Source organism: Micromonospora sp. NPDC126480, assembly GCF_040302465.1.
GTDB lineage: Bacteria > Actinomycetota > Actinomycetes > Mycobacteriales > Micromonosporaceae > Micromonospora.
This window is the reverse complement of sequence record NZ_JBEORU010000028.1, coordinates 1-23,826: the sequence shown is the minus strand read 5'-3', so window position 1 is coordinate 23,826 and position 23,826 is coordinate 1. Positions and strand designations below refer to the sequence as shown.

Sequence of the window (23,826 nt, the reverse complement as noted above, 5' to 3'; positions counted from 1 at the left end):
CGGACCCACCCCCGCCGGAGGTTAGCCATGCGGACCCGCCGTGACCAGGTGCAGGCGTACCGCTTCGTCACCCGCCGCATCGTCTCGGCCCTGATGTCGGGCGACCCGGAGACGAGCAACCTGCCGATGCGGCGGCTCGGCATGGCGGTGTTCGGCAGTGTGATCGCCGCGGCGGTGGTGCTCGGCGGCGTCGGCGCGTACGGGCAGTTCACCGGCAACACCGCCCCGCTCGAACCGAACACCCTGGTGATCGAGCGGGAGACCGGGGCCACGTACGTCTTCCTGGACGGCCAGCTGCACCCCACGCTCAACTACGCCTCCGCCCGGCTGATCCTCGGCGAGGCCGACCCCGAGGTCCGGACGATGTCGCAGGCCTCGATCCGGGACCGTCCCCGCGGTGGGACCGTGGGCATCGTCGGCGCTCCGGACGCCCTGCCCGACCGGAAGTCCCTCACCGGCCTGCCGTGGTCGGTCTGCGACGTGCCGGACCAGTCCGGTTCCGGGCGCTCCACCACACGGCTGGTGGTCGACCGGGCGCTGCCGGGCGGTACCGCCCTGGGCGACCGGGCGGTGCTGGTGCAGGTGGACGGCCAGCGGCATCTGCTCACCGGGGACGCCCGCCTGCAGCTGCTCGGCGGCGACCCGGCGGTCGCGGCGCTGCGGATGGCGGGCGCGCCGACGCTCACGGTCGGCCAGCAGCTGCTCAACGCGGTGCCGGCCGGGCCGGCGTTGCGGGAGCCCGCCATCTCCGGTGACGACGAGCGGGGCGACGTCGAGGTCGGCGGCGAACGGGCCCGGATCGGCCAGGTCTACCGGGCGGCGGGCCGGCACTACGTCCTCACCCGGGAGGGCCTCGCCTCGATCGGCGAGGTGAGCGCCCTGTTGCTGCTCCGGACCGGTGGTTCGGTGACGGACATCACACCGGACGAGGCCGGCCGGTTACTGACCGACCAGCGGGTCGAGGCCGAGGGCCTGCCGCAGACGCTGCCGACCCTGCACCCGGTGGCGGCGGGGCGAACGGTGCTCTGCGCGACCTACCGTGCGGGCCCGGACGGCGGGCCGCCCACGACCACGATCGAGGTGTTCGACCGGGCACCGGCCGAGCTGTCCGCCGGGCCGCAGGGGCCGCTGCCGGTCCGCCAGTCCGGCCGCGACGGCCTGCGCACCGCCGAGGCGGTGCTGCTTCCCGGCGGCAAGGGGGTGTTGGTCCAGGCCGCGACCGGCTCCGGGGAGAGCGGTACGGCCGCGGCCGGCGCGACCGTCCACCTCGTCACCGCACAGGGGATCCGGCACCCGCTCGGCCCCGGCGCGCTCACCGCGCTCGGCTACGAGGGGGTGACCCCACTTGTGGTTCCGGCGTCGTTGCTGGCTCTGATCCCGACCGGTCCCACCCTCGACCGCGAGGACGCGCTGACCCGCTTCGCGCCGGGTGAGCCCCGGGCCACGACCGCGACTGGATCGTCGGCCGGCGATTGAGGCTCCGGCCGGTCGGCGGGTCGCCCGGTGTCGCCCGGGTCGACTAATCTGAGCGTTGCCAACGGTTATCGACTCACGACGTACAGGGATGCTGCCATGACGGGGCGCACGACAGTCGACCTGATGTCCCTTGAGGACTTTCACCGCAAGCTCGCCGACCGGCTGGCCGAGGCGGAGCGGGCGGTGCGCAAGCTCGACACGGAGATGCAGTGCCGACCGCCGGCTCTGGGAAGCTTCGCCGACGCCACCGACAACGCCCGGAAGTACAGCGACATCCACCTGGCCTACTCCCAGCACGTCGCCCGGCTGCGCACCGCCGTCGAGGCGGCGCAGACCGCGACCGCCACCATCCTCGCCCGCTACCGCACGGCCGAGGCGCGCAACCAGGCCAACGCCGCCGACATCGCCGCCGCGCTGACCGGGGTCGACGAGGCGCTGACCGGGGAGGAGTCGCCGCGTGTCTGAATACAGCCAGCGCTACGAGGGCGTGAGTCACGAGGAGCTCTACAACGGCGTGATGGCCGGCCAGCCCGGTCAGATCGACGGTGTAGCGGCACAGTGGACGGCGCTCAAGGGCATCGTCGAGGACCTGCGCCGCGAGCTCTCCGGCGACCTGGAGAAGCTCGCCAACACCTGGACGGGTGCGGCGGGCCAGGAGTTCCAGCGCCGGGTCGGTCTGGTGACCTCGTGGGCGGAGTCGCTGGGCGAGGGGATGGCCGACGTCGGCCGCGGGCTGACCCTGATGGCCGACCACCTGCGCACCGCCCGCGAGCAGGCGGAGAGCCCGGCCGAGACCGACGACCACGACCAGGCGGTCTCCGGGGCGGCCAAGGGCGCCATCTTCGGCGTTCCCGGCATGGTCGTCGGCGGCCTGCTCGGCCACCAGCAGGACAAGGCCGAGCAGGAGAAGGCGCACCAGCGGATGGTCAACGTGGTCTCCGAGCTGGCCGCCGGCTACGACCTGTCCGCCTACGGGCGACTGGTCCCGCCGGTGCCGCCGCCGCCGGACACGCCGGGCACCGTCGACGGCAGCGCACCGGCGCCGCGCAGCGGCCCGGCGGTCGGCACGCCTACGGCCGCGCCGACGTCGACGGGGCTCGCCGCCCAGACCGGTGGGGCGACCGTGGGGACTCCTGAGCGGGCGTCGACCGGCCCCGCCGCCGGCACCGGCGGCGGCACCCCGACCGGCTCCGGCACGTCGGGCACCGGTCCGCTCGGCACCGTGCCCGCGACCGGCACCGGCGGCGGAACCTCGCTGGCCGGCGCCGATCCGCTGGTCGGCGGGGCACTGCTGGGCGGCGCCACCGCCGGCCTCGCCGCGCTCGGCCGCCCGGGCGGCACCCCGCCGGCCACGCCCGGCACCGGTCCCGGCCTCACCTTCGGCGTCCCGGGTGGCACGCCGGCCGGCGGGATCCTCGGCACCGGCTCGCTCGCGGGCTCCAGCGGCACCGCCCCCACGGCGGCACGGCCCACGGGCGGCACGGCCGCACCGGAGACGCGATCTGCGACCGGTGTCGGGCGCAGCATCGACGGCCGTCGCAGCGAGGGAGCCGGCCGGGACACCGGCGGCCTGCGCCAAGGGCCGCCGGCCGGCCGCGGCGCACCGGGGGACCGCGCGATCGGGGGCCTCGGCCGTACGGACCGTGCTGCCGGCGCCAACCGTGCCGGAGTGCTCGGCGCGGGGCACGGCGGTGACGACGACCCGTCCGACGGGCGGCTCACCTGGCTGACCGAGGACGAGATGGTCTGGTCGGACGGCCCGGAGGGCGCGCCGCCGGTGCTCGGCAGCTGACCCGGATCCACGGGAAGGGGGCCACCGCGGGGTGGTCCCCCTTCGTCGGCCGGCAACTCCCCTTGCCGACCCGGAGGCCGGGCACCTCCGAACACAGTGGACAGGTGGTGCCGGTCACCCCATCCGAGGCCCCGGCCGCCTGCATTCGACGCGATCCGGAGATAGGTTTGGCGGGTGCCGTCCGCCGCGTCCGCCCACCCGCTCTGGGGTGCCGTGCTGCGATCGTTGCGCGAGATGACCCGGCTGGCGGTGGCCGTCCTGGCGCTCACCACCGGGCTCGGCGCCGCCGCCTCGGTGGCCCCGCCTCCGGCCGCCGCCTCGACGGCCCACGAGACGGTCGCCTCCCATGTCGTCGACGCGGCCGTGTCGCCGGTCACCGCGCCGACCCCGCCGCAACACCGCACGGACCGGGCCCTGATCGCGCCGCACCCCACGGTCGCCGTCGTGGCGGTGCCGCAACCGGTCCGCCCGTCGCTCGGGACCGCGTCCGCATCCGCCGCGCGTGAGACCGTGGCCGGGGCTCCGCTCGTCGTCGAGCCGATCGTCGAGCCGATCGGCGAGCCGATCGCCGGCGTCCCGGCTCCGACCGCCCACGGCGCCGCACCACCGGAGCCGGGGCCGGGCGCAATGACCCGGCGCGGCCCGCCCTCGGCCTGATCCGCACCCCGGGTGCCACGTGCCCTGGGGATCCCGCAAGATCCGGCCCGCCGACGACCACCGGCTTGCGCGATCGCACCTGTCCCGCCGATGCCGGCCCACGAATCTCCCGCCCGCGACCGGGCCACCGTCGAGTCCGTCCGTCGACCGCGAGGTGTCACCTGATGCAGACCGTTCTCTCCGCCGTCCTCCCCGACGTCCCCCGGGCCGCCGCCATCTGGCTGGGGCTGCTCGCCGTCGTCGCCGTCTCCGTCGCCGCCCTGCTGCTGCGTCCCAGCCGCTCCACCTTCCACGCCGGCCTGCGGATCCGCCGGGCAGCCCTGCCGAGCGACCTGGAACGGGTGGCTGAGGAACGCGAGTTGAACCGGTACGCGGAGGAGGTCAACGTCGCCGCCGAGCGCGCCGCCACCACCGCCCGGCGACTGCGTACCGAGTGGCTGTCCGCGCAGGAGGCGGTCGAGTCGGCGTGGACCGCGTACGAGGAGGCGGAGGTCGAGGTCCGCAGGCTCGGCGGCGCGGCGGCACTGCCGCTGCCGCGTACCGAGCGGACACCGGCCGAGTACGCCGAGCGGGAGCGTTTCCTGCACCGGGCCGCGCTGGCCGCGTACTGGCGGCGGGAACTGTCGGTCGAGCAGCTCAGCGCGGTCTTCGCCCATCAGGACGGGTGGGACCCGCGGCTGCACCCGGTCGAGCAGGAGCTGGTGCTCCGCCGGGCGGTACGCGACAACCTCGCCGCCCGGCACCGGGCGGCTCGGGAACGGGAGCAGGCCGCCTGGCGGTCGGCCGAGCGGGCCGCGGAGGCGGCGCGCGCCCTGCGCGAGGAGGCGTACGCGGCGCTCGGCCGCCGCCCGGAGGAGCAGCCGTCGGTGCTGACCTTGATCGGCGCCGCCGCCGAGCCCGCGACCGAACAGACGCGGGAGATCCCGGCGGTGCCGGCGTTGGGTTCACCGGCCCGAGGCCGCGCGGCGGTCCCGGCCTACTGAGCGCCGGATCGGCGGGGCTGGCCTGCCGCCGGGCCCGCCTAGCGGTCCCCGGCTCGACGGGTCGCGATCGGCGGGGTCGGCCGGGCGGCGTCGGTGAGCGGGGTGGAACGCCGCTGGCGGACGAGGCGACCGAGGTAGAGCAGCGTGCCGGCGAGCACGGCCATGTCGTCCAGGTAGATCGGGTCGGGCAGCAGGTCGACCGGGAGCACGGTGTAGACGAGCGCGCCGTAGAACGCGACCCGGCCCCCGACGCCGAGGCTGCCGAGCAGCCGGCGCATGCGGAGCACCCGGATGGCCAGCACCACCGCCCCGACGAGCGTGACCACCGCCACGACGCCGAGGATCAGCCAGACCTCCCGCGACACACCGCCACGCTAACCCAGGCCGGCCAGCCCCGCTTGACGGCGTGGGAGGATCGCCGGCAGGCGGAAGGAGGACCGGGACTGTGGACCTGGGTGACGAGCGGGTGGCGCGGTTCTGCCGGGAACGGCACCTCGCCACGTTGACCACGCTGCGCGCCGACGGGACGCCGCACGTCGTACCCGTGGGGGTGACCCTCGACCCGGCGGCCGGCGTTGCCCGGGTCATCACGAGCGGGACCTCCCGCAAGGCCCGTCACGTCGCGGCCGCCGGCCCCGACGGCGCCCCGGTGGCGGTCTGCCAGGTCGACGGGCGGCGGTGGCTGACCATCGAGGGCCGGGCGGTCCTCCGGTCCGACCCGGAGTCGGTCGCCGAGGCGGAGCGCCGGTACGCCGAGCGCTACCGCACCCCGCGTCCCAACCCGTCCCGGGTCGTCATCGAGATCACGGTGACGCGTCTCTTGGGCGGTCTGTGACCGACTGACCGGATCCGGGCGGCCGGCGCTCGCCCGCGAGGCCGGCGGGTGAGCAGCGCCACCCGTACCCCGGAATCCCCTGCCCGCCCCGGCGGTTGCATCCCCCGGTGGCCGAAACCGGAGGCACGACGCCGACCGGACCGGCCCCGTCGGAGTGCACCCGCGGGCCGAGCCCCGGGCTGTCCAGTCCGTGAGCCGAGCGCCTTTCCCGGTGCTTGCCGTCTCCGGATCGTCCGGAGGCGTCAGACCCCCCGAATGGAGCCCGACCCATGAACCCGATCGTGCGTAAGAGCGGTCTGTCGGTGGCCTGCCTGCTGGTGGCCGGCGGCTGCGTCGTGGGCCCGGCGGCCGCCGCCCACGCCGCCCGGACCGAACCCCTCATGTCGGTCCGTGCCGACAAGGTCGACAAGCCGGGCCGAGGCGACAAGCGGGCCGAGCGCATGGTGGGCGTCGAGTACCAGGCGCAGCCCAACTTCTACTACTGCGGTCCCGCCGCCACCCGGATCGCCCTGTCCGCGCAGGGCAAGGCCCTTTCCCAGGACGAGGTCGCGGAGCGGCTGGGCACCACCGAGGCCGGCACCGACTCGGCCCTCGACACGACCCGGGTGCTCAACGAGCTGACCGGTGGGAAGTACCGGACCACCGAGATCCCGGGCCCGGTGGCCAAGCCGGAGGAGGTCGACCGGCTCCGCGAGGACGTCGTCCGCGCCCTCGACGAGGGACGCCCGGTGGTGGCCAACATCAAGGGCACCGCGGTCGACACCGACGGCGCGCCGCACTCGTACGAGGGCGGCCACTACCTGACGCTGGTGGGCTACCGCGACGGTGGTGACCTCCTCCGGATCGCCGATCCGGCGGCGCCGCAGGCCGAGTACTGGATGACCCTGGAGAAGCTCGCCAACTGGATCGCCGAGCGCGGCTACTCCTCCTGACCGCTCACGGGCCGGTCTCCCCGTCCGGGGAGGCCGGCCCGTCGGCATGTCCGGTGCCGGCTCTCCACCGCGTCACCCCCGGTCCAGCCGGCTCACCTCGTGGATCAGGCCGGCGAGCAGGGCGGTACGGGGAACTACCGAGTCGAGGTCGAGCCATTCCGCCGGGCTGTGGTCGGCACCACCTACCGGTCCGAGCCCGTCGAGCACCGCCGCACCGGCCTCGGCGAGCAGGTTGGCGTCCGCGCAGCCGCCGGTCGCCGTGTGCGACACCGGGATACCCAGCCCGGCGCCCACCTTCGCCGCCAGCTCGGTCAGCTGTTGTCCGGCCGGCCCGTGCTCCCACGGCGGGGTGGGCGCCTGCACGACCAGGTCGGCGTGGACACCGGTGACCAGCGGCTCGGCGACCAGGCGCCGGATCTCGGCGAGCGCGTCCTCGTACTCGCGGGTGTGCCAGGCGCGCAGGTCGACAAGCATCCGGGCCCGGTCGGGCACGACGTTGGGCCGTGCGCCCGCGGTGAGGTGGCCGACGTTGACGGTCACCCCGGGCCACCGCCCGTTGAGCGCGTCCAGCGCGACGGCCAGCCGGGCGGCGGCGAGCAACGCGTTCGCGCCCCGTTCCGGCTCGATCCCGGCGTGCGCGGCCCGGCCCCGGAAGGTGATCTCCAGGTCGGCGACGCCTTTGCGGGCGGAGACCAGGTCACCGTTGTCCCGGGCGCATTCCAGGCAGAGCGCCACGTCCGCGTCGACGCCGAGTGACCGAAGCAGCTGGCGGCTCCCGATGGAACCGATCTCCTCGTCCGGCGTGCAGACCAGCATCAGCTCGCCGTACGCGTCGAGTCCCAGCTCGGCCAGGACCTCGCAGGCGGCCAGGCCGGCCAGCACGCCACCCTTGTCGTCGCTGACCCCTGGCCCGTACGCCCGGCCGTCCTGGATCCGGAACGGGCGGGCGGCGGCGGTGCCGAGCGGGAACACGGTGTCCAGGTGGCCGGCGAGCAGGATCCGCCGGTCGCCGCGTCCGCGCCGCCGGCCGATCAGCACGTCGCCGAGCGGGGTGCCGGCGGGGTCGGCGACCGGTTCCCGCTCGACCGCCATCCCGGCGGCCAGGCACCACGCCTGGACCAGGTCGGCCGCCCGCCGCAGCCCGTCCACCTGACCGGAGCCGGAGTCGATGGCGACGAGCTGGGCGAGCCGCTCGTGGTACGCCGTGAGCCGGGCGCCGGCCGCGGCGAGCAGGTCGGCGCTCGCCACGCCCGTGCCGGTCCCGCTCACAGGACCTTGTCCAGGAACGCGCGGGTTCGGTCGTGTCTCGGGTTGCTCAGCACCTCGCCCGGTGGGCCGGCCTCCACCACCACGCCGCCGTCGAGGAACGCGACGGAGTCGGCGACCTCGCGGGCGAAGCCCATCTCGTGGGTGACGACGACCATCGTCATGCCGTCGGCGGCCAGGCCCTTCATCACGTCGAGCACGTCGCCGACGAGTTCCGGGTCCAGGGCGGACGTCGGCTCGTCGAAGAGCATCAGCTTGGGGTGCATGGCCAGGGCGCGGGCGATCGCCACCCGTTGCTGCTGCCCGCCGGAGAGCTGGCCGGGGTAGTTGTCCGCCTTCTCGGCGAGGCCGACGCGCTCCAGCAGGGCCATGGCCTCGGCGCGGGCCCGGGCCCGCGGGGTGCCGAGGACGCGGACGGGCGCTTCGACGACGTTGCCCAGGGCGGTCAGGTGGGGGAAGAGGTTGAACCGTTGGAAGACCATGCCGATGTCCCGCCGACGGCGGGCCACCTCGCGGGCCTTCAGCTCGTAGAGCTTGTCGCCGACGCGGCGGTAGCCGACCAGCTCGCCGTCCACCCAGAGCTGCCCGCCGTCGATCCGCTCGAGGTGGTTGATGCAGCGCAGGAATGTGGACTTGCCGGAGCCGGAGGGGCCGAGCAGGCATGTCACCTCGCCGGGGGCGACGGTCAGGTCGATGCCCTGGAGCACCGCGACGGAGCCGAACCTCTTGGTGACCCCCTCGGCCCGCACCATCGGCCGGGTCGTCTCCACCGGGTCTCCGACGGTCGTCATCGGACTCCTCCCTGCGCGAAGCCGCGGCCGAACCGGCGCTCGATCAGCCACTGACCGGCGGAGAGCAGGCTGACCAGGGCGAGGTACCAGATCGCCGCCACCACGAGCAGCGGGATCACCTTGTAGTTGCCCTGGTAGACCGTCTGCACGGCGGTCATCAGGTCGCGGCCGGCGATGATCGAGACCAGCGCGGTGGACTTGAGCATGGTGATGGTCTCGTTGCCCATCGGCGGGATGATGACCCGCATCGCTTGCGGCAGCACCACCCGGCGCAGGGTCAGCGCGGGGCTCATCCCGAGCGCGGCGGCGGCCTCGGTCTGGCCGTTGTCGACGGCGAGGATGCCACCCCGGATGACCTCGGCGGCGTACGCCATCTCGTTCAGCGACAGCGCCAGCACGGCGGCGACCGTGCCGGTGACGACGACGCTTGTCGGTTGGTCGAAGAGCACGGTGCCGGTGAACGGCACGCTCAGCGTGAGGCGGGGGAACAGCGCCCCCAGGAAGCCGAAGAAGATGATCTGCACCAGGAGCGGGGTGCCCCGGAACACCCAGATGAAGGCCCAGGAGACGCCACGCAGGACGGGGTTGGCCGACAGGCGCATCACCGCCAGCAGGACGCCGCCGGCCGTGCCGAGCAGCATCGCCAGCAGGGTCAGCCAGAGCGTCGTGACGACGCCGTCGAGGATGTAGTCCTTGAACAGGTACGCGCCGACGGTGGCCGGTTCGAGGTTGGGGCTGTCCAGCAGCGCCCGGAGGAAGAGAGCCGCCACCCCGGCCACGAGGATCGCGGTCAGCCAGCGGCCGTAGTGCCGGACGGGGACGACCCGTAGGGTCTCGGTGTCGCTCGTCATCGAGGTGCCTCCAGCGGGGACGGGTTGCGGTCGCCGGGCGCGCCGTCCGGGCCCGCCCTCACGAATCGGAAGGGCGCCCGGCGACCGCGGTTCAGGGGGTTGCCGCCCCGGTCAGTCGATGGCCTGGTCGATCGTGGCCTGCTTGATGGCGATCGGCTCCTGCTTCCACTGGGCGAGAATCCTGGTGTACGTACCGTCGTCGATCAGCGACTGCACCGCGGCCCGGTACGCCTCGGCCAGTTCCTTGTTCGCCTTCAGGAAGCCGAACCCGTTCGGGCTCGCCAGCCAGCCGTTGGGGGCCGACGGGTCGTCCACCAGCTCGGCCTTCCCGCTGAGCGTGGCGGCGGTGTCGACCAGGTTGACCTTGGTGGCGGCGACGACGTCGACGTTGCCGGCGATCAGCGCCTGCACGGCCTGCGGGTTCTCCGGGTACTCCTTGATCTCGACGGCCCTGCCGGCGCAGCTGGACTTGCTGTACGCGGCGAGGTTCGTCGACTGGTTGCTGGCCTTCTGCACGGCAACCTTGCGGCCGCACAGGTCGGCGACGGTCCGCACGCCCAGCGGGTTGCCGGTCCTGACCAGGAAGCCGGTGCCGGAGGCGGAGTAGTCGACGAAGGTGGCGACCTGTTGGCGTTCCTTCTTGTCGGTGATGCCGCCGACGATGGCGTCGTACTTGGCGGCCTGGAGGCCCGGCACCAGGCCGTCGAAGGGCTGCTGGCTGAAGGTGGCCTTGATGCCCAGGCGGGCGGAGGCGGCCTGGAACAGGTCGTGGTCGAGGCCCTTGAACTCGTCCGTCCGACCCTCTTCCTTGAAGTCGATGAACGGCTCGTACGGCGCGTTTGTGGCCACGGTCAGGGTGCCCCGGTCGCGGACGGCGGCGGGGACCTTCCGGGCGAGCTCGGCGTCGGTGGTGACCTCCCCGACGCCCTCGATGGTGACGGAGACGGTGGCGACCTCGGGGCCGGAGGCGGCGGTGGAGGAGTCGCCGCCGCAGCCGGCGGTGACGGCGAGCAGGGCCGTGGCCGCGGTGGTCAGGGCGAGCTGACGGATGCGCATGAGGTGTCCTTCCGGGGGCCAGACGAACCAGCCCCCGGACTGTAACGTTCATTACGCAGCTTGTGAAGTTACAGATTTCTGTAACGTCCGGATCAGCTCTCCCCGAAGGTCTGCTGGGCCTGCTCCATCACCTTCAACCGCTTCCCGGCGACCGGCCCGAGCCGGTCCATCAACGCCGCCACGAGCGTTTCGACAAGCGCCAACGTCGGCACGAAGCTGTCGTACGGTGACGGTGAGTCGACCCGGCTGGGCAGGACCACCTCGGCCAGTCCCGCCACCGGGGAGAGCCACCGGTCGGTGAACAGGACCACCCGGGCGCCCCGGGCGGTGACCTCGCGGGCCAGGGCGAGGGTCGGCTCCTCGTACCGGCGGAAGTCGAACAGGGCGAACAGATCACGCCGGCCGACGTCGACAAGCATGTCGGTGCGCTCCACCGACGTGGGCGGCAGCAGGCGACTGTTGCCACGGACCTGCATCAGGTGCAGCACCAGGTAGTGGGCGAGCAGGCCGGAGAACCGGCCGCCGGCGGCCGTGACCCGCAGGTTCTGATCGGCGAAGAGGCGGGCGGCGGCGTCCAGCTCGCCCTGCGGCACCTCGGCCAGGGTGCCGGCGACCGCTTCGGGCAGGCTGGCTGCGGCCCGCGACAGCGCCCCGGCGGGCGGGCCGGCCGTCCGTTCCGCCGCCCGGTACGCGGTCAGCGGAGAGGTCTCCCGCTCGGCAAGCTCGTCCCGCAGGGCGCTCTGGAACTCCGGGTAGCCACCGAAGCCGAGCCGGCTCAGGAAACGCAGCACGGTCGGCGCGCTCACCTCGGCCCGGCCGGCGAGCGAGGCGACCGTCCCCAGACCGGCGGCCGGGTACGACGCCAGTAGCGCCCGGGCGACCCGGCGCTCGGCCGGCGTGCACTCGCCGAGGCGCTGCCGGATCATGGCCGCCACACCGGGATGCTCCGGGCCGGGGGTGAGCTCATCGTCGGCCGGGCGCGCCGGGTCACCGGCAAGATCAGAGGTCGACACGCGCTGAGCGTAACCGGCCGAGCCGCCCCGGTACCGCTCCGACAGCGCGGGGGTGCCCGCCGGACTGCGAGCACCCCCTGGGTCGCGGACGCCGGGTCTCAGGACTTCGAGACCGTGCAGGTGTAGTCGGCGGTGCCGGAGCCGGAGTACGCCTCGAGCTCGACGTAGTAGGTGGCCGAGCCGGAGGACGTCCGGGTGAACGAGGCCGACTCGTCCGCGCCCGCGCCGTCGTTGACCGAGCGGGTCACCGTGCTCCCGTTCGACGCGAGCAGGTACAGGTCGGCGTCGTACGCCGACGGGATCGCACAGGTCACGCTCAGCGTCTGACCACTGGCGACGCTCACCTTGAAGTAGTCGCGGTCGCTGCTGCTCTTCATGTCGCCGGTGATGGTCAGCGGGTAGGCGTTGGTCGTGACGTCGTTGGCGGCGGCCCGCGAGTCGTTGGGCTCGACCTCGGCGTGGCTGGAGCCGGCCGGCGGAGGCGGCGGCGGGTCCGTCGAGCAGTCGGTGACGGGCGTGCCACTGTAGAGGTTGCCGCTCGGAACCCCGTTCGTCACGCTCCGCAGGTAGTAACCGCAGGACGGCCGGTTGGCGAAGTTGTACGTCTGGCCGCTGGTCAGCCGCCAGATCTTGAAGTTCGAGTAGGTGAGGGGCTGCCCGGCGACGGCCACCTCGGGCTGGTGGTCGCCGAGGACGACGTACCCGCTCGATCCGCTGAGGGTAGCGAGCCCGAACCTGTCGACGAACAGCGACGCGCCCTCGTTGAGGCCGACGCCCCAGGCCGCGCCACCGCTGGTCCGGCCGTCCTTGATCGCACGGGCGACGAACGCCATCGTGCGACCCATCCGGTCCCGCTCGGCGAAGTGCGAGTCGTTGATCGTGTTGGCGTAGTTCGGCCAGCGGAACATGCCCGTGGTGAAGGTCATCGACCGGTCGTACGGGTTGTCGAGCGCGATCGACGAGGTGGCGCTGCCGCCGCAGGCGTCGTACACGATGTCGCTGTTGATGTGGTGCCCGGCGCTGCCGCCGCCGACGCCTCCACCCTTGGCCACGACGGACTCGACCGACGCCTCCAGCGCGGTGCCCTTCCAGGCGGCGTAGCGGCACTGGTCGCCGCCGGCGAAGTAGACGAACTCGGCGTTGCGGATGTCGGTGTTGACCTGGGCGTTGTCACCGTCCCGTGCCGCCGTGAGGGTCAGCGTGGTGCACGAGTTCACGCCGGAGAGCCCGATGATGTCGTCGCACTCGGGCGTGCCGCCGTCGGAACCGGCGAGCACCACCACGTCGATCGAGCCCGTGCCGCCGCGGATCGCGTTGATCGCCTGGGTCATGGTGGCGGCCACGACACCACCGGACCCGTTGAACGTGTACGCCGGGCCGGACCAGGTGGACCGGCTCACGTCGGTCGAGCTGCCCTGCCGGTCGCGGATGACCTGGGCGTGGGCCGCGGTCACCCCGACCGGCGCGACGGCGGCGAGGAGACTGGCGGCGGTGAGCACCGCCAGCCGGGTGCGAAGGGAATTGGGGGTAGGGGACACGGGCACCTCCGGGTGGCCACGAATCGATAAAACAAGAGTTACATCCGAGGCGGCCGATACTCAATACGTAACTTCTGTTACATCGCCCCGGCGCCAAATCCCGTAGCACCGCCAGGACGCGGGCTGCCACGATCGCCCGATGCGGATGCACGCCGACCAGGTCGACGTCGACCTCGCCACCGTCACCGCTCTCGTCGCCGGTCAGTTCCCCGGCTGGCGAGGGCTGCCGATCCGGCCGGTCCGGTCGTACGGCACCGTCAACGCGCTGTTCCGGGTCGGTGACCAGGTCGTGCTGCGCTTCCCGCTGCAGCCCGATCCGGGCCGGCGAGCGCGCGCCGAGCTGGCCGGCGAACAGGCGCACCTGCGTCAACTCGCCCCGCACCTGCCACTTCCCGTGCCGACACCGCTCGGCCTCGGGAAACCCGACACGGCGTACCCGGGCTGGTGGACGGCGTACCGCTGGATCCCCGGCGAAAGCGCGCACCCGGACCGTCTCCGCGACGCCGAGCGGTTCGCCGACGACCTTGCCGCCTTCGTGCGGGCGCTGCACGGCCTGGACACCGGCGGCCGGTCGTGGGACGGCCGCTCCCGGGGCGGGCCACTGGTCGAGAAAGACGAGTACGTCCAGCGGTACCTGGGCGAATGCGCGCACCTGACCGACGCGCCACAGGTCGCCCGGATCTGGGCGCGCTGCCGCGACGCCCCGCCCCACCAGGGGCCGGACCGCTGGTTGCACGCCGACCTGATGCCGGGCAACCTCCTGGTACGCGACGGCCGGCTCGCCGCGGTCATCGACTTCGGCACGGTGGGCGTCGGCGACCCCGCGGTCGACCTGGTGACCGCCTGGAACCTGCTGCCGCCCGCCGCGCGGGCCCGCTACCGCCGCGCGCTCGCCGTCGACGACGCCGCGTGGGCGCGCGGACAGGGCTGGGCGCTGGTCCAGGCCGTCGGCGCGCTGGCTTACTACGTGGACACGAACCCGGTGATGGCGGGAACCGCACGCCACACGCTGGCCGCCATCCTGGCTGACCCTGCGGGTTGAGCAGGGCCCCCGTCGGCCGGGGGCCCTGCCGCCCTCAAGCCGCGCGGATGCCGATCAGCACGTTCGTGAAGGACGTCGCCTCACCGGACCGGTACGCGGCGAAGCCGCGACCACGGGTCAGCGTCGCCTCCCACTGCGGGTCGTTCTCCCACGACACGTCGGACACCGACGCGCAGCCGGCGTTGTCGATCAACGCCTCGGCGAGGTTCACCAGGCCGTAGTTCCAGAAGACGTCCTCGGACGGCGTGACCGCGCAGGTGTCCGCGCCGGTCACCCGCTGCTTGCCGGGAGCGAAGACCGGCTGCCAGCGGTCCGACCGGTACCGGTCCCCGGCGGTGAGGCGGGTCCACCGCACGCCCTCGATGCCCCAGACCGGACCGCCGGTCGTCCGGGCTCGACGCAGGTCCAGCACGGTCACCGCCCGCTGGCCCAGCACCCGCAGCTTCCGGTGCCGCGACCCGACGCCGGTCACCTCCAGGGCGGTGTTCTCGTCCAACCCGAAGACGCGGTTGTTGCCGGTGTCCGAGGCGAGCCGGATCGACCGGGCCTCCCGCCCGCGACGGGAGAAGTGCGTGTCCAGCAGGCCGTCGGTGAAGAAGCCGAACCCGCCCTTCGGCAGGTACCCGAGGATGCTGGCGTCCTCGAAGTACCCCGGCTTCGCGCCGTCGCGCAGACCGGGGTCGACCGAGCCACCGGTGATCATGTCGCGACCGGCCATGATCTGGGCGCCCGCGCTCGTACCGGCCACGACGGCACCCTGGCGGAGCTTGCGCCGCACGGCGGCCAGCGCGGCGGAGTCCCGCTGCGCCTCGCCCCGGGTCATCGTGGTGACGTACCGGTACTGGTCCCCGCCACCGAAGAAGAAGCCGGTCATCGAGGCGATCTGGCGGACCACGGCAGGGTCGTCCGCCTTCTCCGGGCGGTCCAGGTCGATCGGGATCCACTGGGCGTCAGCGGCGCCGAACCGCTCGAAGATATCCGCGTAGTACTCGCCGTTGCAGACACTGTTGTTGCAGTCGGGGGTGTCGGCGTCCGGATCCTCCGCCGGCACCGGGGCGGCGGCGGTGGAGATGCCGATCCGCGCCCTTCCGGGGCCACCGGCGAGCTGGACGATGCGACCGTAGACGGCGGCGTTGTCGTCGGCGAGGGCACCGCCGACCAGCACCAGGCTGCCGCCCGATCGGTGGTGGAACGAGCCGGCCGAGGCGGGGGCCGCGGCCAGGGGAACACTCAACGTGACCGCCGTGACGGCGGCGACCCCCAGGGTCAGCAGGCGGTTCAAGGGCATGCTTGCTCCTCACGGGACCGTGAGGGCGGGCCGGGTTGAGCGTACGGCAGGTCCGCCGCACCGGTCCAGACCAGCGCGACCGCCGGCACCGCTGCTCGGCGCTGGGTTTGACCCGAGTGTCGGGGGTAGGAGGGCCCGCACCGATTCCGCAACCGGTAAGGGGCACGCCATGACCGACCCGAGCACCACAATGGATCACGACGTCGTCGACGTCCTCACCGCCGACCACCGGGAGGTCGAGGTCCTCTTCGTCGAGCTGGAGAGTCGGCGGGGCACCCCCGAGCACCGCCGCCACCTGGCCGACGTCGTCATCGCCGAGCTGGTCCGCCACGCGATCGCCGAGGAGATGTACGTCTACCCGGCCGCCCGCAGGGCTCTGCCGGACGGCGACCAGATCGCCGATCACGAGATCTCCGAACACGCCGACGCCGAGCGGACCATGAAGGAACTGGAGGCGGTGGACCCGTCCGACCCCCGCTTCGACGAGCGACTCGCCCATCTGACCCGCACCATCCGGCACCACGTACGGGACGAGGAGCACGACCTCTTCCCCCGGCTGCGGGCCGCGGTGGCCCGCGAGGAACTGGTCGAGCTGGCCGGCAAGGTGACCACGGCCAAGCGGATGGCGCCCACCCGCCCGCACCCCGCCGCACCCGACCGCCCGCCGGCGAACAAGCTGCTCGCCCCGGGCACCGGCCTCGTCGACCGCGTACGCGACGCGTTCAGCGGCCGCCCCACCACGACGGCCGAGCTCCGCGACAAGGAGAGCTGACACGACGATCCCGGGTCGCCCGAACCGGGCGACCCGGGATCGCGGACGCCGTCAGCGGCCCTGGTCGCCCTGACCGGTACGGGCCTGCGCCATGTCCACGCCCTTGTCGATCTGTTCACCGTGCTTGCCGCCGGTGCGCTTGTCGGCCATGTCACCGGCCTTGTCCATGCCCTTGTCGACCTGCTTGTCGTACTTGTCGACGAGCTCCTTGGCCTTGTTCATGAAGTTCCCCACGGGATCCTCCTCGGTCTCGGGGTTCGATCTTCTGCGTTCCCGGAGGCCGTGAGCACAAACGCCGGCCGGGGGCCCCGGGCGGTTCCGGCCCGAGCCCGGGCGGGACACCGGAACAGGCCATAACGTGGGTGTGGCGGAAGCGCCGGCCGGGTACCGACTCGCCCGGGATCGAGGAGGGTCGAGTGGTCGAGGACGGGCGGACGGCAGAGCGGATGCGGGACCGGGGACCCCGGTCCACCTGGGCGGGCCTGCCGTGGCTCGTCCGCACCGCGGTGGTGTGGAGCGCGTGCCTGGTCGTGGTGGTCGCCGGGTTGTACCTGCTGGGCATGATCGCCGTACTGCTGGCGCCGCTGGCCATCGCGGTGGCCGCCACCATCTTCCTGGCCGCACTGCTCGACCCGGTGCAGCGGCTGCTGCGCCGGCTGCGGCTGCCGGCGTCGCTGGCGGCGCTGCTGACCGTGCTGCTGCTGCTCGGCGTCCTGGTCGGCGTGGGAGCGCTGGTGTGGAACCTGACGGCGAACCAGTTCGACGAGTTGACCGGGGAGCTGACCCGGGGCGTGCAGCAGACCCGCGACTTCGTCACCTCCACCCTGCCGGTGACCGACCAGCAGCTCGACCGGCTGGCGGACCAGGCCCGGCGGGGGCTCAGCCAGGGCGGCGGGCTCGACCCGGTCTCCGGCGCGCGGACCGCCGCCGAGGTGCTCGGTTCGGCGCTGCTCGCCCTGGTGCTGTTGTTCTTCCTGCTCAAGGACGGCCGGTCGATGTGGCGCTGGGTGCTGGACCGGACGACCGGCCCGAACCGGACGCTGACCGCGGAGGCGGGGCGGGCCGGCTGGCAGACGCTCGGCGCGTACAGCCGGGGGACCCTGATGATCGCGGCGATCGACGCGATCGGCATCGGCCTGGCGCTGGTGGTGCTCGGGGTGCCCCTGGCGTTCCCGCTGGCGCTGCTCGTCTTCTTCGGCGCATTCATCCCGATCATCGGTGCGACGGTGACCGGCGCGATGGCGGTGCTGGTGGCGCTCGCCGCGAACGGCCCGGTCACGGCCCTGCTCGCGCTGGCCGCCGTGATCGCGGTCCAGCAGGCCGAGGGCAACCTGCTCGAGCCGCTGATCATGAAGCGGCAGGTCCGCCTGCATCCGGCTGTCATCCTCGTCGCCGTCACCGCCGGCACGTTGATCGCCGGGATCGCCGGCGCGTTCGTCGCCGTTCCCATCACCGCGGTGCTCTGGCGCGTACTGGACACGATCCAGCGCCACCGCGCCTCGTCCCCACCCCCGGATTGATCATCAGGTCGGCACCGGCGCGCCGCCAACTCATGATCAACCAGTGGTGCCGCGGAGGTGGGTCGTGAACCAGGTGGCCGCCTCGTGGGCGACCTGCTCCAGCGTGCCGGGCTCCTCGAAGAGGTGCGTGGCGCCCGGTACGACCGTCAGCTCCGCGCTGTCCGGCAGGGCCTCCTGGGCCTGCTCGTTCAGCGTGATCACCTGCTCGTCCAGGCCCCCGACGAGCAGCAGGGTCGGCGCGGTCACCCGGTCGAGCGCCGGCCCGGCGAGGTCCGGCCGGCCGCCCCGCGACACCACCGCCCGGACCAGGTCGGGTCGCTCGGCCGCCGCCACCAGGGCGGCTGCTGCCCCCGTACTGGCCCCGAACAGCCCGACCGGCACCGGGCCGAACGGCCGCTCGGCGGCGAGCCAGTCCACGATCGCGGCCAGCCGGCCGGCGAGCAGCCCGATGTCGAAGCGCAGCTCGGCGGTACGCGCGTCGACCGCGTCCTCGGCCGGGGTGAGCAGATCCACAAGCACCGTGCCGAGCGCGCTGCCGTTGAGCACGTGCGCCACCGCCACGTTGCGTGGACTGTGCCGGGAACTGCCGCTGCCGTGCGCGAACAGCACCACACCGGTTGGCTCGGCCGGTACCAGCAGGTCGGCCGTGAGCTGGGCGTCGCCCGCCGGGATCGTCACCTCGCCGCTCCGTACGTCCATGCCCGGCACGTTCCCCACCCCTCCCCCACCATGCGTGAAAGGAAGGGCCCCTTGTTAACGCCTCCGGTAGAGGAAGGGCCCCTTGTTAACACCACCGCCGGCACGCCACCGCCCGCGTTTGCCGGTATCCGCGCCGGGTAGGCGGTGGGTGACCGCAGACCGTACCGGCGCGCGAAGCGCCCCGACGGATCGCGAGGATCGCCATGGCGCAGCAGCAGCAGCGAGAGTCCCGGCAGCAGGCCACGGAGCGGGACCGACGGGAACAGGACACCGAGCGCAGCCGGGACTGGGCGGACGAGGCGGCGCAGGCGCGCACCGCCGACGATCCGCGGGCGATGGCACCGCGCGACGCGGCCGGTCGGCCGTCGCAGGGCCGGCCGCTGTGACCGGCTGAGCGGTTGAGTGTTAAGAAGGGGCCCTTCCTCTACCGGAGGCGTTAACAAGGGCCCCTTCCTTACCCCTGGCGTTCGGGCAGGCGGATGAGCGGTCCGCGGCCCGGAGGCTGCTCCGGGGCCGGTTCCGGTGTCTCGGCCGGCGGGATCGGCACGGTGACCGGTTCGGTGCAGGTGATCCGGACCTTCTCGCCGTGGTGGCGCAGATCCAGCACGTCCTGCGGGTCGCCGTTGCGCAGGGCGTACGTGGTCCGCTGCGGCTCGACGTCGACCCGCAGCCGCATCCCCCGCCACTGGAGCGAGAACGCCAGGCGGCTCAGCCGGCTGGAGAGCCGCGGCGCGAAGGACAGCGTCCCGTCGTGGTCGCGCAGTCCACCGAACCCGGCGACCAGCGCGATCCACGCGCCGGCCAGCGACGCCATGTGCACCCCGTCGCGGGTGTTCTCGTTGAGGTCGTGCAGGTCCATCAGCGCGGCCTCGCGCAGGTAGGTGTGCGCCAGCTCCGGATAGCCCACCTCGGCGGCGAGGACCGCCTGGGTGCACGCCGACAGCGACGAGTCGCGGACGGTACGGCGCTCGTAGTACAGGAAGTTGCGCAGCTTCTCCTCGGGGGTGAACGCGTCTCCCCGCCAGTGCATCGCCAGCACCAGGTCGGCCTGCTTGACGACCTGCCTCCGGTAGAGGTCGAAGTAGGGGTAGTGCAGCAGCAGCGGGTACTTCTCCGGCGGGGTGTGCGCGAAGTCCCACTCCTGGAACCGGGTGAAGCCCTCCACCTGCTCGTGGACGTCGACCTCGTCGTCGTACGGGATGTGCATCGCCGCGGCCGCGTCCCGCCACGCCGCCGCCTCCTCGTCCGTGACGCCGAGGTGGAACGCCTCGTCCCGGTACCGCATCACCGCCTCCGCCGCCGTGATGAGGTTCCGCTGGGCCATCAGGTTGGTGTAGACGTTGTCGTTCTTGATGGCGGTGTACTCGTCCGGACCGGTCACCCCGTCGATGTGGAACTGGCCGTGCCGGTCGTGGTGACCCAGCGACCGCCACAGCCGCGCGGTCTCCACGAGCAACTCCAGGCCGATCTCCCGTTCCAGGTCGGTGTCGCAGGTGGCGAGCACGTAGCGGCGGACGGCGTCGGCGATGTCGGCGGCGATGTGAAAGCCGGCGGTGCCCGCCGGCCAGTACCCGGAGGACTCCGGGCCCTCGATGGTGCGCCAGGGGAAGGCCGCGCCCTCCAGGTTGAGGGTCCGGGCCCGCTCGCGGGCGGTGGGCAGGGAACGGTGCCGCCAGTGCAGGGCGTCGCCCACGGCGGGGGGATGGGTGTACGTGAGCACCGGCAGCACGAACATCTCGGTGTCCCAGAAGGCGTGGCCGTCGTACCCGGGCCCGGTGAGGCCCTTCGCGGCGATCGGCCGGCGCTCGGCCCGCGCGCCCGCCTGGAGCACGTGGAAGAGCCCGAAGCGCACCGCCTGCTGGACCTCCGGGTCGCCCTCGACCAGCACGTCGGCGGAGTCCCAGAACTCGTCGAGGTACTCCCGCTGCTCCCGCAGCAGCCCTTCCCACCCGTCGAGGCGGGCGCCGGCGAGCGCGGCGCCGACCTGGTCGCGCAACGCCGGCAGCGAACGGCGGCTCGACCAGCCGTACACCAGGTACTTCACGACCCGCAGGGTCTCGCCGGGGTGGAGCACGCAGGCGATCGTGGTACGCACCCAGTCCGGGTAGCCCTCGGACTCGACAGTGGTACGCGCGGTGGTCTGCACCTCGTGCTCCATGGCCGCGGCGAGGCGCAGGCCGGAGACCTTGGTGCGGTGGATCAGCAGGCCACCGTCGTCGGTGGTCAGTTCCTCCTCGGCGAGCAGCGGCGACTCGAGCACCGCCGCCACCCGCGGGTCCTTGCTCTGGGCCGGCAGGGTCTCGTTCGCCACCAGCTCGGACTGGATGATCAGTCGCAGGGGCTTGTCGTCGGCGACCTCCACCTCGTAGTTGATCGCGGCGACCGACCGCTGGCGGAAGGAGACCAGACGGGTGCTGCGGACGCGTACCTCCCGGCCGGCCGGCGAGCGCCAGTGCACGGACCGGTGCAGGGTGCCCTCCCGCAGGTCGAGCACCCGTTCGTGGGACTGGAGTTCGCCGTAGCGCACGTCCAGCGGCTCGTCGTCGACGAGCAGCCGGATGAGCTTGCCGTTGGTGACGTTGACGACGGTTTGGCCGGACTCGGGGAACCCGAAGCCGGCCTCGGCGTACGGCAGCGGGCGCAGCTCGTAGAAGGAGTTGAGGTACGTCCCGGGCAGCCCGTGCGGCTCGCCCTCGTCGAGGTTGCCGCGCACCCCGATGTGCCCGTTGGACAGGGCGAAGACCGACTCGGACTGGGCCAGCACGTCCATGTCCAGCCGGATCTCCCGGACCTGCCAGGGATCGACGGGGTAGGCGCGTTCCCGGATCACGCGCCGGCCTCCCGGTCCCGCACGACCGGCCCACGGTCGAGCCGGCTCGACTCCCGCGGTGCCGACTCGCGGCCGGCGCCGGCGGGTTCGGGGTCGAGCAGCTCGGCGAGGTCCCGCACCACCACGTCCGCGCCGCTGGCCAGCAGTCCGTCGGCCTGACCCACCCGGTCGACGCCCACCACGTACCCGAATCCGCCGGCCCGGCCGGCGGCGACACCGGCGAGGGCGTCCTCGAAGACGACGGCGTTCGCCGGGTCGACGCCGAGCAGCTTCGCGCCGGCCAGGAACGTGTCCGGCTCCGGCTTGCCGCGCAGCCCCTCGGCCCGGGTGACGAGTCCGTCCACCCGGGCCTCGATGAGCGGTTCGAGCCCGGCGGCGGCGAGCACCTCCCGGCCGTTCGCGCTGGCCGTCACGACCGCCCGGCGCAGTCCGCCGGCGACCGCCGCCTTCAGGTACGCCACCGAGCCGGGGTAGACGTCGACGCCGTGGGTCCGGAGTTCCTCCAGCAGCAGGACGTTCTTCCGGTTGCCGACACCGTTGACGGTGTCCGCTTCCGGCGGGTCGCCCGGCAGCCCCTCGGGGAGCACGATGCCCCGGGAGGCGAGGAACGTGCGTACGCCGTCGGCGCGGGGACGCCCGTCCACGTACCGGTTGTAGTCGTCGCCCGGGTCGAACGGCCGGAACGGTTCTCCGGTGAGCGCGGCCCGGCGGCGGAGGAACTCGTCGAAGGTCGCGGTCCACGCCGCGTTGTGGACCCGCGCGGTCTGCGTGAGCACACCGTCGAGGTCGAAGAGGCAGGCGGTCACGTGCGCAGGCAGGCCCAGCATCGTACGAATCTAACCAGAGCTCCGCCGGGTCAAACGCCGTTCCGCTCAGCCGGCGTCGAAGTCGGGGACGGTCAGGGTGCCGTCGTCGGCCAGCGGAAAGCCCGGGTTGTGCGCGATCTCCCAGACGTGCCCGTCCGGGTCGGTGAAGCAGCCGGCGTACCCGCCGTAGAACGTCTCCCGGGCCGGGCGGGTCAGGGTCGCTCCGGCCGCCGCCGCGGCGGCGAGGATCGCGTCAACCTCGGCACGGGAGCGGACGTTCTGCGCCAGGCTCAGCCCGCCGAACCCGCCACCGGCGTCGGCAACGCCCGCGTCCTCGGCGAGCTTGTCCCGCCCCCACAGCACCAGTGCCAGACCGCCGGCCTGGAAGAAGACCGTCTCCTCGGCCTCCTGGCCCCGCCAGCCGAGGCGCTCGTAGAAGGTGCGGGCGCGGGCGATGTCGGCGACGCCGAGGGTGACCAGGCTGATCCGCTGCTCCATGCCGGCAGGGTAGCCGCCCGCCCGCATCCACGACGGCCGTCGACCTGCCGAACGTTTGTCACGCCCACCGGTCCGGGAAGGAACATCGCATGGCGGATGACGACTACTGGCCGGCGTGGTACCGGATCGGCCTGTCCGTGGTGTGCCTCCTCGGTGGGGCGTACGCGATCGCGGTCGACCGGCCGTACGCCGCAGGTTTCGCCTTCCTCGCGGCGGTCCTGGGGTTCGTCACCGCCCGACGTCGGTCGGCGGAGCCGAGCAGGGGGATGGCAGCGCTCGTCGCCGCCGGGTTCGTCGCGCTGGCGACCGGGGCGGTCGTCTTCCTGCTCAACGCCGACGGGAACGTCACCGCCTACGTGGTGGGTGGTGTCGTGCTGGCGATCGCGCTCTTCGCGGTGGTCGCCGTGGCCGTCCGGATGCGGCAGCTGGGCCGCCGCGACCCAGGACTCCCTGGTGGGTCCGCGGACGGATGATGGTCAACCGGTCTCAGCGGCCGGATTCGACCGGCACGACATCATCTGATCGGGAGCGGCGGCTGCATCCGGCTCACTGAGGGCGGAGCGTCCAGATGACGGTCATCTCGCCGGTGGGCTTGCCCTCCTCGGTGGCGATCTCGACGCGTACCGGGAACTCCGGCCGCTGGCCGGCCTCCAGTTCCGCGAGCACCTCGGCGGCCGGGCGGCCGAGCCGCGCGGTCGCGCGCACCGCACCCAGGGCGAGCTTCCGGTACGCGATGTCCGCGCGTACGGCGAGCGGGGTGGCCCGGTCGAGGACGTGGGCGAACGCGGCCAGCACGACCGCGCCGGAGGCGGTCTCGCCGAGGGTGAACATGGCGCCGGCGTGCGGCCCGCCGATGTGGTTGTGGGTGGCGGGCGAGTCCGGCAGCCGGACCACCGCGCGCACGCCGCCGTCGTCCTCGGGGGCCACCTCGACGAACTCGAAGCCGAGGGTACGGGCGAACGGCACGGCCTCCAGCATTCCGGCGGCCACCTGGTGCGAGTCGATGCTCATGCCCGCACGTTACCCGCGAGTAACTTCCGGGACAAGGCCCTTCCGGGAGTGTTAAGAAGGGGCCCTTCCTCTACCGGGTGGTTTCAAGGGGTCGTTGCAACACGGTGGTTAGTTGGTGACGGCTAGGAGAGTAGCGAGGCGCTCGGCTGGGGTGTCCCAGCCGAGCGTTT

General features: G+C 73.3%; 26 protein-coding genes. 12 read left to right on the top strand and 14 right to left on the bottom strand.

The window, feature by feature from the left end:
* The first annotated feature begins 27 nt into the window (after positions 1-27).
* From eccB to ABTW87_RS23120, 5 genes are all read left to right on the top strand, one after another.
* Entirely contained in the window at positions 28-1,476 is a 1,449-nt protein-coding gene (gene eccB, locus ABTW87_RS23140) for a type VII secretion protein EccB (RefSeq protein WP_350653043.1), read from the top strand.
* Positions 1,477-1,572: 96 nt separating this feature from the next.
* Complete coding sequence (locus ABTW87_RS23135; RefSeq protein WP_350653042.1) at positions 1,573-1,941, top strand: hypothetical protein; 369 nt, start codon at positions 1,573-1,575, stop codon at positions 1,939-1,941.
* Positions 1,934-3,268: a WXG100 family type VII secretion target gene (locus ABTW87_RS23130; protein WP_350653041.1), complete on the top strand. Its 1,335-nt coding sequence runs from the start codon at positions 1,934-1,936 to the stop codon at positions 3,266-3,268. The genes ABTW87_RS23135 and ABTW87_RS23130 overlap by 8 nt, the downstream gene beginning before the upstream one ends.
* A 174-nt stretch (positions 3,269-3,442) precedes the next feature.
* Positions 3,443-3,925: a hypothetical protein gene (locus ABTW87_RS23125; RefSeq protein ID WP_350653040.1), complete on the top strand. Its 483-nt coding sequence runs from the start codon at positions 3,443-3,445 to the stop codon at positions 3,923-3,925.
* A 164-nt stretch (positions 3,926-4,089) separates the two neighbouring features.
* Positions 4,090-4,908, top strand: a complete 819-nt coding sequence (locus ABTW87_RS23120) for a hypothetical protein (RefSeq protein WP_350653039.1) — start codon at positions 4,090-4,092, stop codon at positions 4,906-4,908.
* A gap of 38 nt (positions 4,909-4,946) precedes the next feature.
* Here the strand turns inward: ABTW87_RS23120 and ABTW87_RS23115 are convergent, their stop codons facing one another.
* Entirely contained in the window at positions 4,947-5,273 is a 327-nt protein-coding gene (locus ABTW87_RS23115; RefSeq protein ID WP_350653038.1) for a YkvA family protein, read from the bottom strand.
* Positions 5,274-5,353: 80 nt separating this feature from the next.
* Between ABTW87_RS23115 and ABTW87_RS23110 the strand changes: the two genes are divergently transcribed.
* A complete protein-coding gene (locus ABTW87_RS23110) occupies positions 5,354-5,743 on the top strand; it encodes a pyridoxamine 5'-phosphate oxidase family protein (RefSeq protein WP_350653037.1) in 390 nt (129 codons plus the stop codon).
* 269 nt (positions 5,744-6,012) lie between these two features.
* Positions 6,013-6,675, top strand: coding sequence for a C39 family peptidase (locus tag ABTW87_RS23105; protein ID WP_350653036.1), 663 nt, complete (start codon positions 6,013-6,015; stop codon positions 6,673-6,675).
* 72 nt (positions 6,676-6,747) lie between these two features.
* Here the strand turns inward: ABTW87_RS23105 and ABTW87_RS23100 are convergent, their stop codons facing one another.
* The 6 genes from ABTW87_RS23100 to ABTW87_RS23075 all read right to left on the bottom strand — a co-directional run bounded on the left by ABTW87_RS23100 (position 6,748) and on the right by ABTW87_RS23075 (position 13,190).
* The gene (locus ABTW87_RS23100) at positions 6,748-7,944 is read right to left on the bottom strand and encodes a M20 family metallopeptidase (protein WP_350653035.1); all 1,197 of its coding nucleotides are present in this window, start codon (positions 7,942-7,944) and stop codon (positions 6,748-6,750) included.
* Positions 7,941-8,732 carry an amino acid ABC transporter ATP-binding protein gene (locus tag ABTW87_RS23095; RefSeq protein ID WP_350653034.1) on the bottom strand — a complete coding sequence of 264 codons (792 nt, stop codon included), beginning with the start codon at positions 8,730-8,732 and terminating at the stop codon, positions 7,941-7,943. Before ABTW87_RS23095 ends, ABTW87_RS23100 begins: the two co-directional genes overlap by 4 nt.
* On the bottom strand, positions 8,729-9,583 hold the full coding sequence (locus tag ABTW87_RS23090) for an amino acid ABC transporter permease (RefSeq protein WP_350653033.1): 855 nt from the start codon (positions 9,581-9,583) through the stop codon (positions 8,729-8,731). Before ABTW87_RS23090 ends, ABTW87_RS23095 begins: the two co-directional genes overlap by 4 nt.
* 111 nt (positions 9,584-9,694) lie before the next feature.
* On the bottom strand, positions 9,695-10,639 hold the full coding sequence (locus ABTW87_RS23085; RefSeq protein ID WP_350653032.1) for a transporter substrate-binding domain-containing protein: 945 nt from the start codon (positions 10,637-10,639) through the stop codon (positions 9,695-9,697).
* A gap of 92 nt (positions 10,640-10,731) precedes the next feature.
* The gene (locus tag ABTW87_RS23080) at positions 10,732-11,652 is read right to left on the bottom strand and encodes a MurR/RpiR family transcriptional regulator (protein WP_350653031.1); all 921 of its coding nucleotides are present in this window, start codon (positions 11,650-11,652) and stop codon (positions 10,732-10,734) included.
* 98 nt (positions 11,653-11,750) lie between these two features.
* Positions 11,751-13,190, bottom strand: a complete 1,440-nt coding sequence (locus tag ABTW87_RS23075; protein WP_350653030.1) for a pre-peptidase C-terminal domain-containing protein — start codon at positions 13,188-13,190, stop codon at positions 11,751-11,753.
* A gap of 139 nt (positions 13,191-13,329) precedes the next feature.
* On the opposite strand from ABTW87_RS23075, the gene ABTW87_RS23070 reads away from it, so the two are divergent.
* Complete coding sequence (locus ABTW87_RS23070; RefSeq protein WP_350653029.1) at positions 13,330-14,232, top strand: aminoglycoside phosphotransferase family protein; 903 nt, start codon at positions 13,330-13,332, stop codon at positions 14,230-14,232.
* A gap of 34 nt (positions 14,233-14,266) precedes the next feature.
* On the opposite strand, the gene ABTW87_RS23065 is transcribed toward ABTW87_RS23070, so the two are convergent.
* Entirely contained in the window at positions 14,267-15,520 is a 1,254-nt protein-coding gene (locus ABTW87_RS23065) for a cyanophycinase (protein ID WP_350653028.1), read from the bottom strand.
* 169 nt (positions 15,521-15,689) lie between these two features.
* On the opposite strand from ABTW87_RS23065, the gene ABTW87_RS23060 reads away from it, so the two are divergent.
* Positions 15,690-16,292, top strand: a complete 603-nt coding sequence (locus ABTW87_RS23060; RefSeq protein ID WP_350653027.1) for a hemerythrin domain-containing protein — start codon at positions 15,690-15,692, stop codon at positions 16,290-16,292.
* 51 nt (positions 16,293-16,343) lie between these two features.
* On the opposite strand, the gene ABTW87_RS23055 is transcribed toward ABTW87_RS23060, so the two are convergent.
* A complete protein-coding gene (locus ABTW87_RS23055) occupies positions 16,344-16,514 on the bottom strand; it encodes an antitoxin (RefSeq protein ID WP_502891636.1) in 171 nt (56 codons plus the stop codon).
* A 224-nt stretch (positions 16,515-16,738) separates the two neighbouring features.
* On the opposite strand from ABTW87_RS23055, the gene ABTW87_RS23050 reads away from it, so the two are divergent.
* Positions 16,739-17,812 (top strand): AI-2E family transporter, encoded by a 1,074-nt coding sequence (locus ABTW87_RS23050; RefSeq protein ID WP_502891635.1) that lies wholly within the window; start codon positions 16,739-16,741, stop codon positions 17,810-17,812.
* 36 nt (positions 17,813-17,848) lie between these two features.
* Here the strand turns inward: ABTW87_RS23050 and ABTW87_RS23045 are convergent, their stop codons facing one another.
* Positions 17,849-18,511, bottom strand: coding sequence for a dienelactone hydrolase family protein (locus tag ABTW87_RS23045; protein ID WP_350653024.1), 663 nt, complete (start codon positions 18,509-18,511; stop codon positions 17,849-17,851).
* A 203-nt stretch (positions 18,512-18,714) separates the two neighbouring features.
* Between ABTW87_RS23045 and ABTW87_RS23040 the strand changes: the two genes are divergently transcribed.
* Complete coding sequence (locus ABTW87_RS23040) at positions 18,715-18,897, top strand: hypothetical protein (protein WP_350653023.1); 183 nt, start codon at positions 18,715-18,717, stop codon at positions 18,895-18,897.
* 68 nt (positions 18,898-18,965) lie between these two features.
* On the opposite strand, the gene ABTW87_RS23035 is transcribed toward ABTW87_RS23040, so the two are convergent.
* From ABTW87_RS23035 to ABTW87_RS23025, 3 genes are read right to left on the bottom strand one after another with little or no spacing between them, the layout of a single operon-like run.
* Complete coding sequence (locus ABTW87_RS23035; protein WP_350653022.1) at positions 18,966-21,341, bottom strand: glycoside hydrolase family 65 protein; 2,376 nt, start codon at positions 21,339-21,341, stop codon at positions 18,966-18,968.
* Entirely contained in the window at positions 21,338-22,168 is an 831-nt protein-coding gene (locus ABTW87_RS23030; protein ID WP_350653021.1) for a beta-phosphoglucomutase family hydrolase, read from the bottom strand. The genes ABTW87_RS23035 and ABTW87_RS23030 overlap by 4 nt, the downstream gene beginning before the upstream one ends.
* 45 nt (positions 22,169-22,213) lie before the next feature.
* A complete protein-coding gene (locus ABTW87_RS23025) occupies positions 22,214-22,645 on the bottom strand; it encodes a VOC family protein (RefSeq protein WP_350653020.1) in 432 nt (143 codons plus the stop codon).
* Between the two features lie 89 nt (positions 22,646-22,734).
* On the opposite strand from ABTW87_RS23025, the gene ABTW87_RS23020 reads away from it, so the two are divergent.
* A complete protein-coding gene (locus ABTW87_RS23020; RefSeq protein ID WP_350653019.1) occupies positions 22,735-23,118 on the top strand; it encodes a hypothetical protein in 384 nt (127 codons plus the stop codon).
* 73 nt (positions 23,119-23,191) lie between these two features.
* Here ABTW87_RS23020 and ABTW87_RS23015 read toward each other — a convergent pair whose 3' ends face one another.
* Positions 23,192-23,656, bottom strand: a complete 465-nt coding sequence (locus ABTW87_RS23015; protein ID WP_350653018.1) for a DUF4442 domain-containing protein — start codon at positions 23,654-23,656, stop codon at positions 23,192-23,194.
* Between the last annotated feature and the right edge of the window lie 170 nt (positions 23,657-23,826).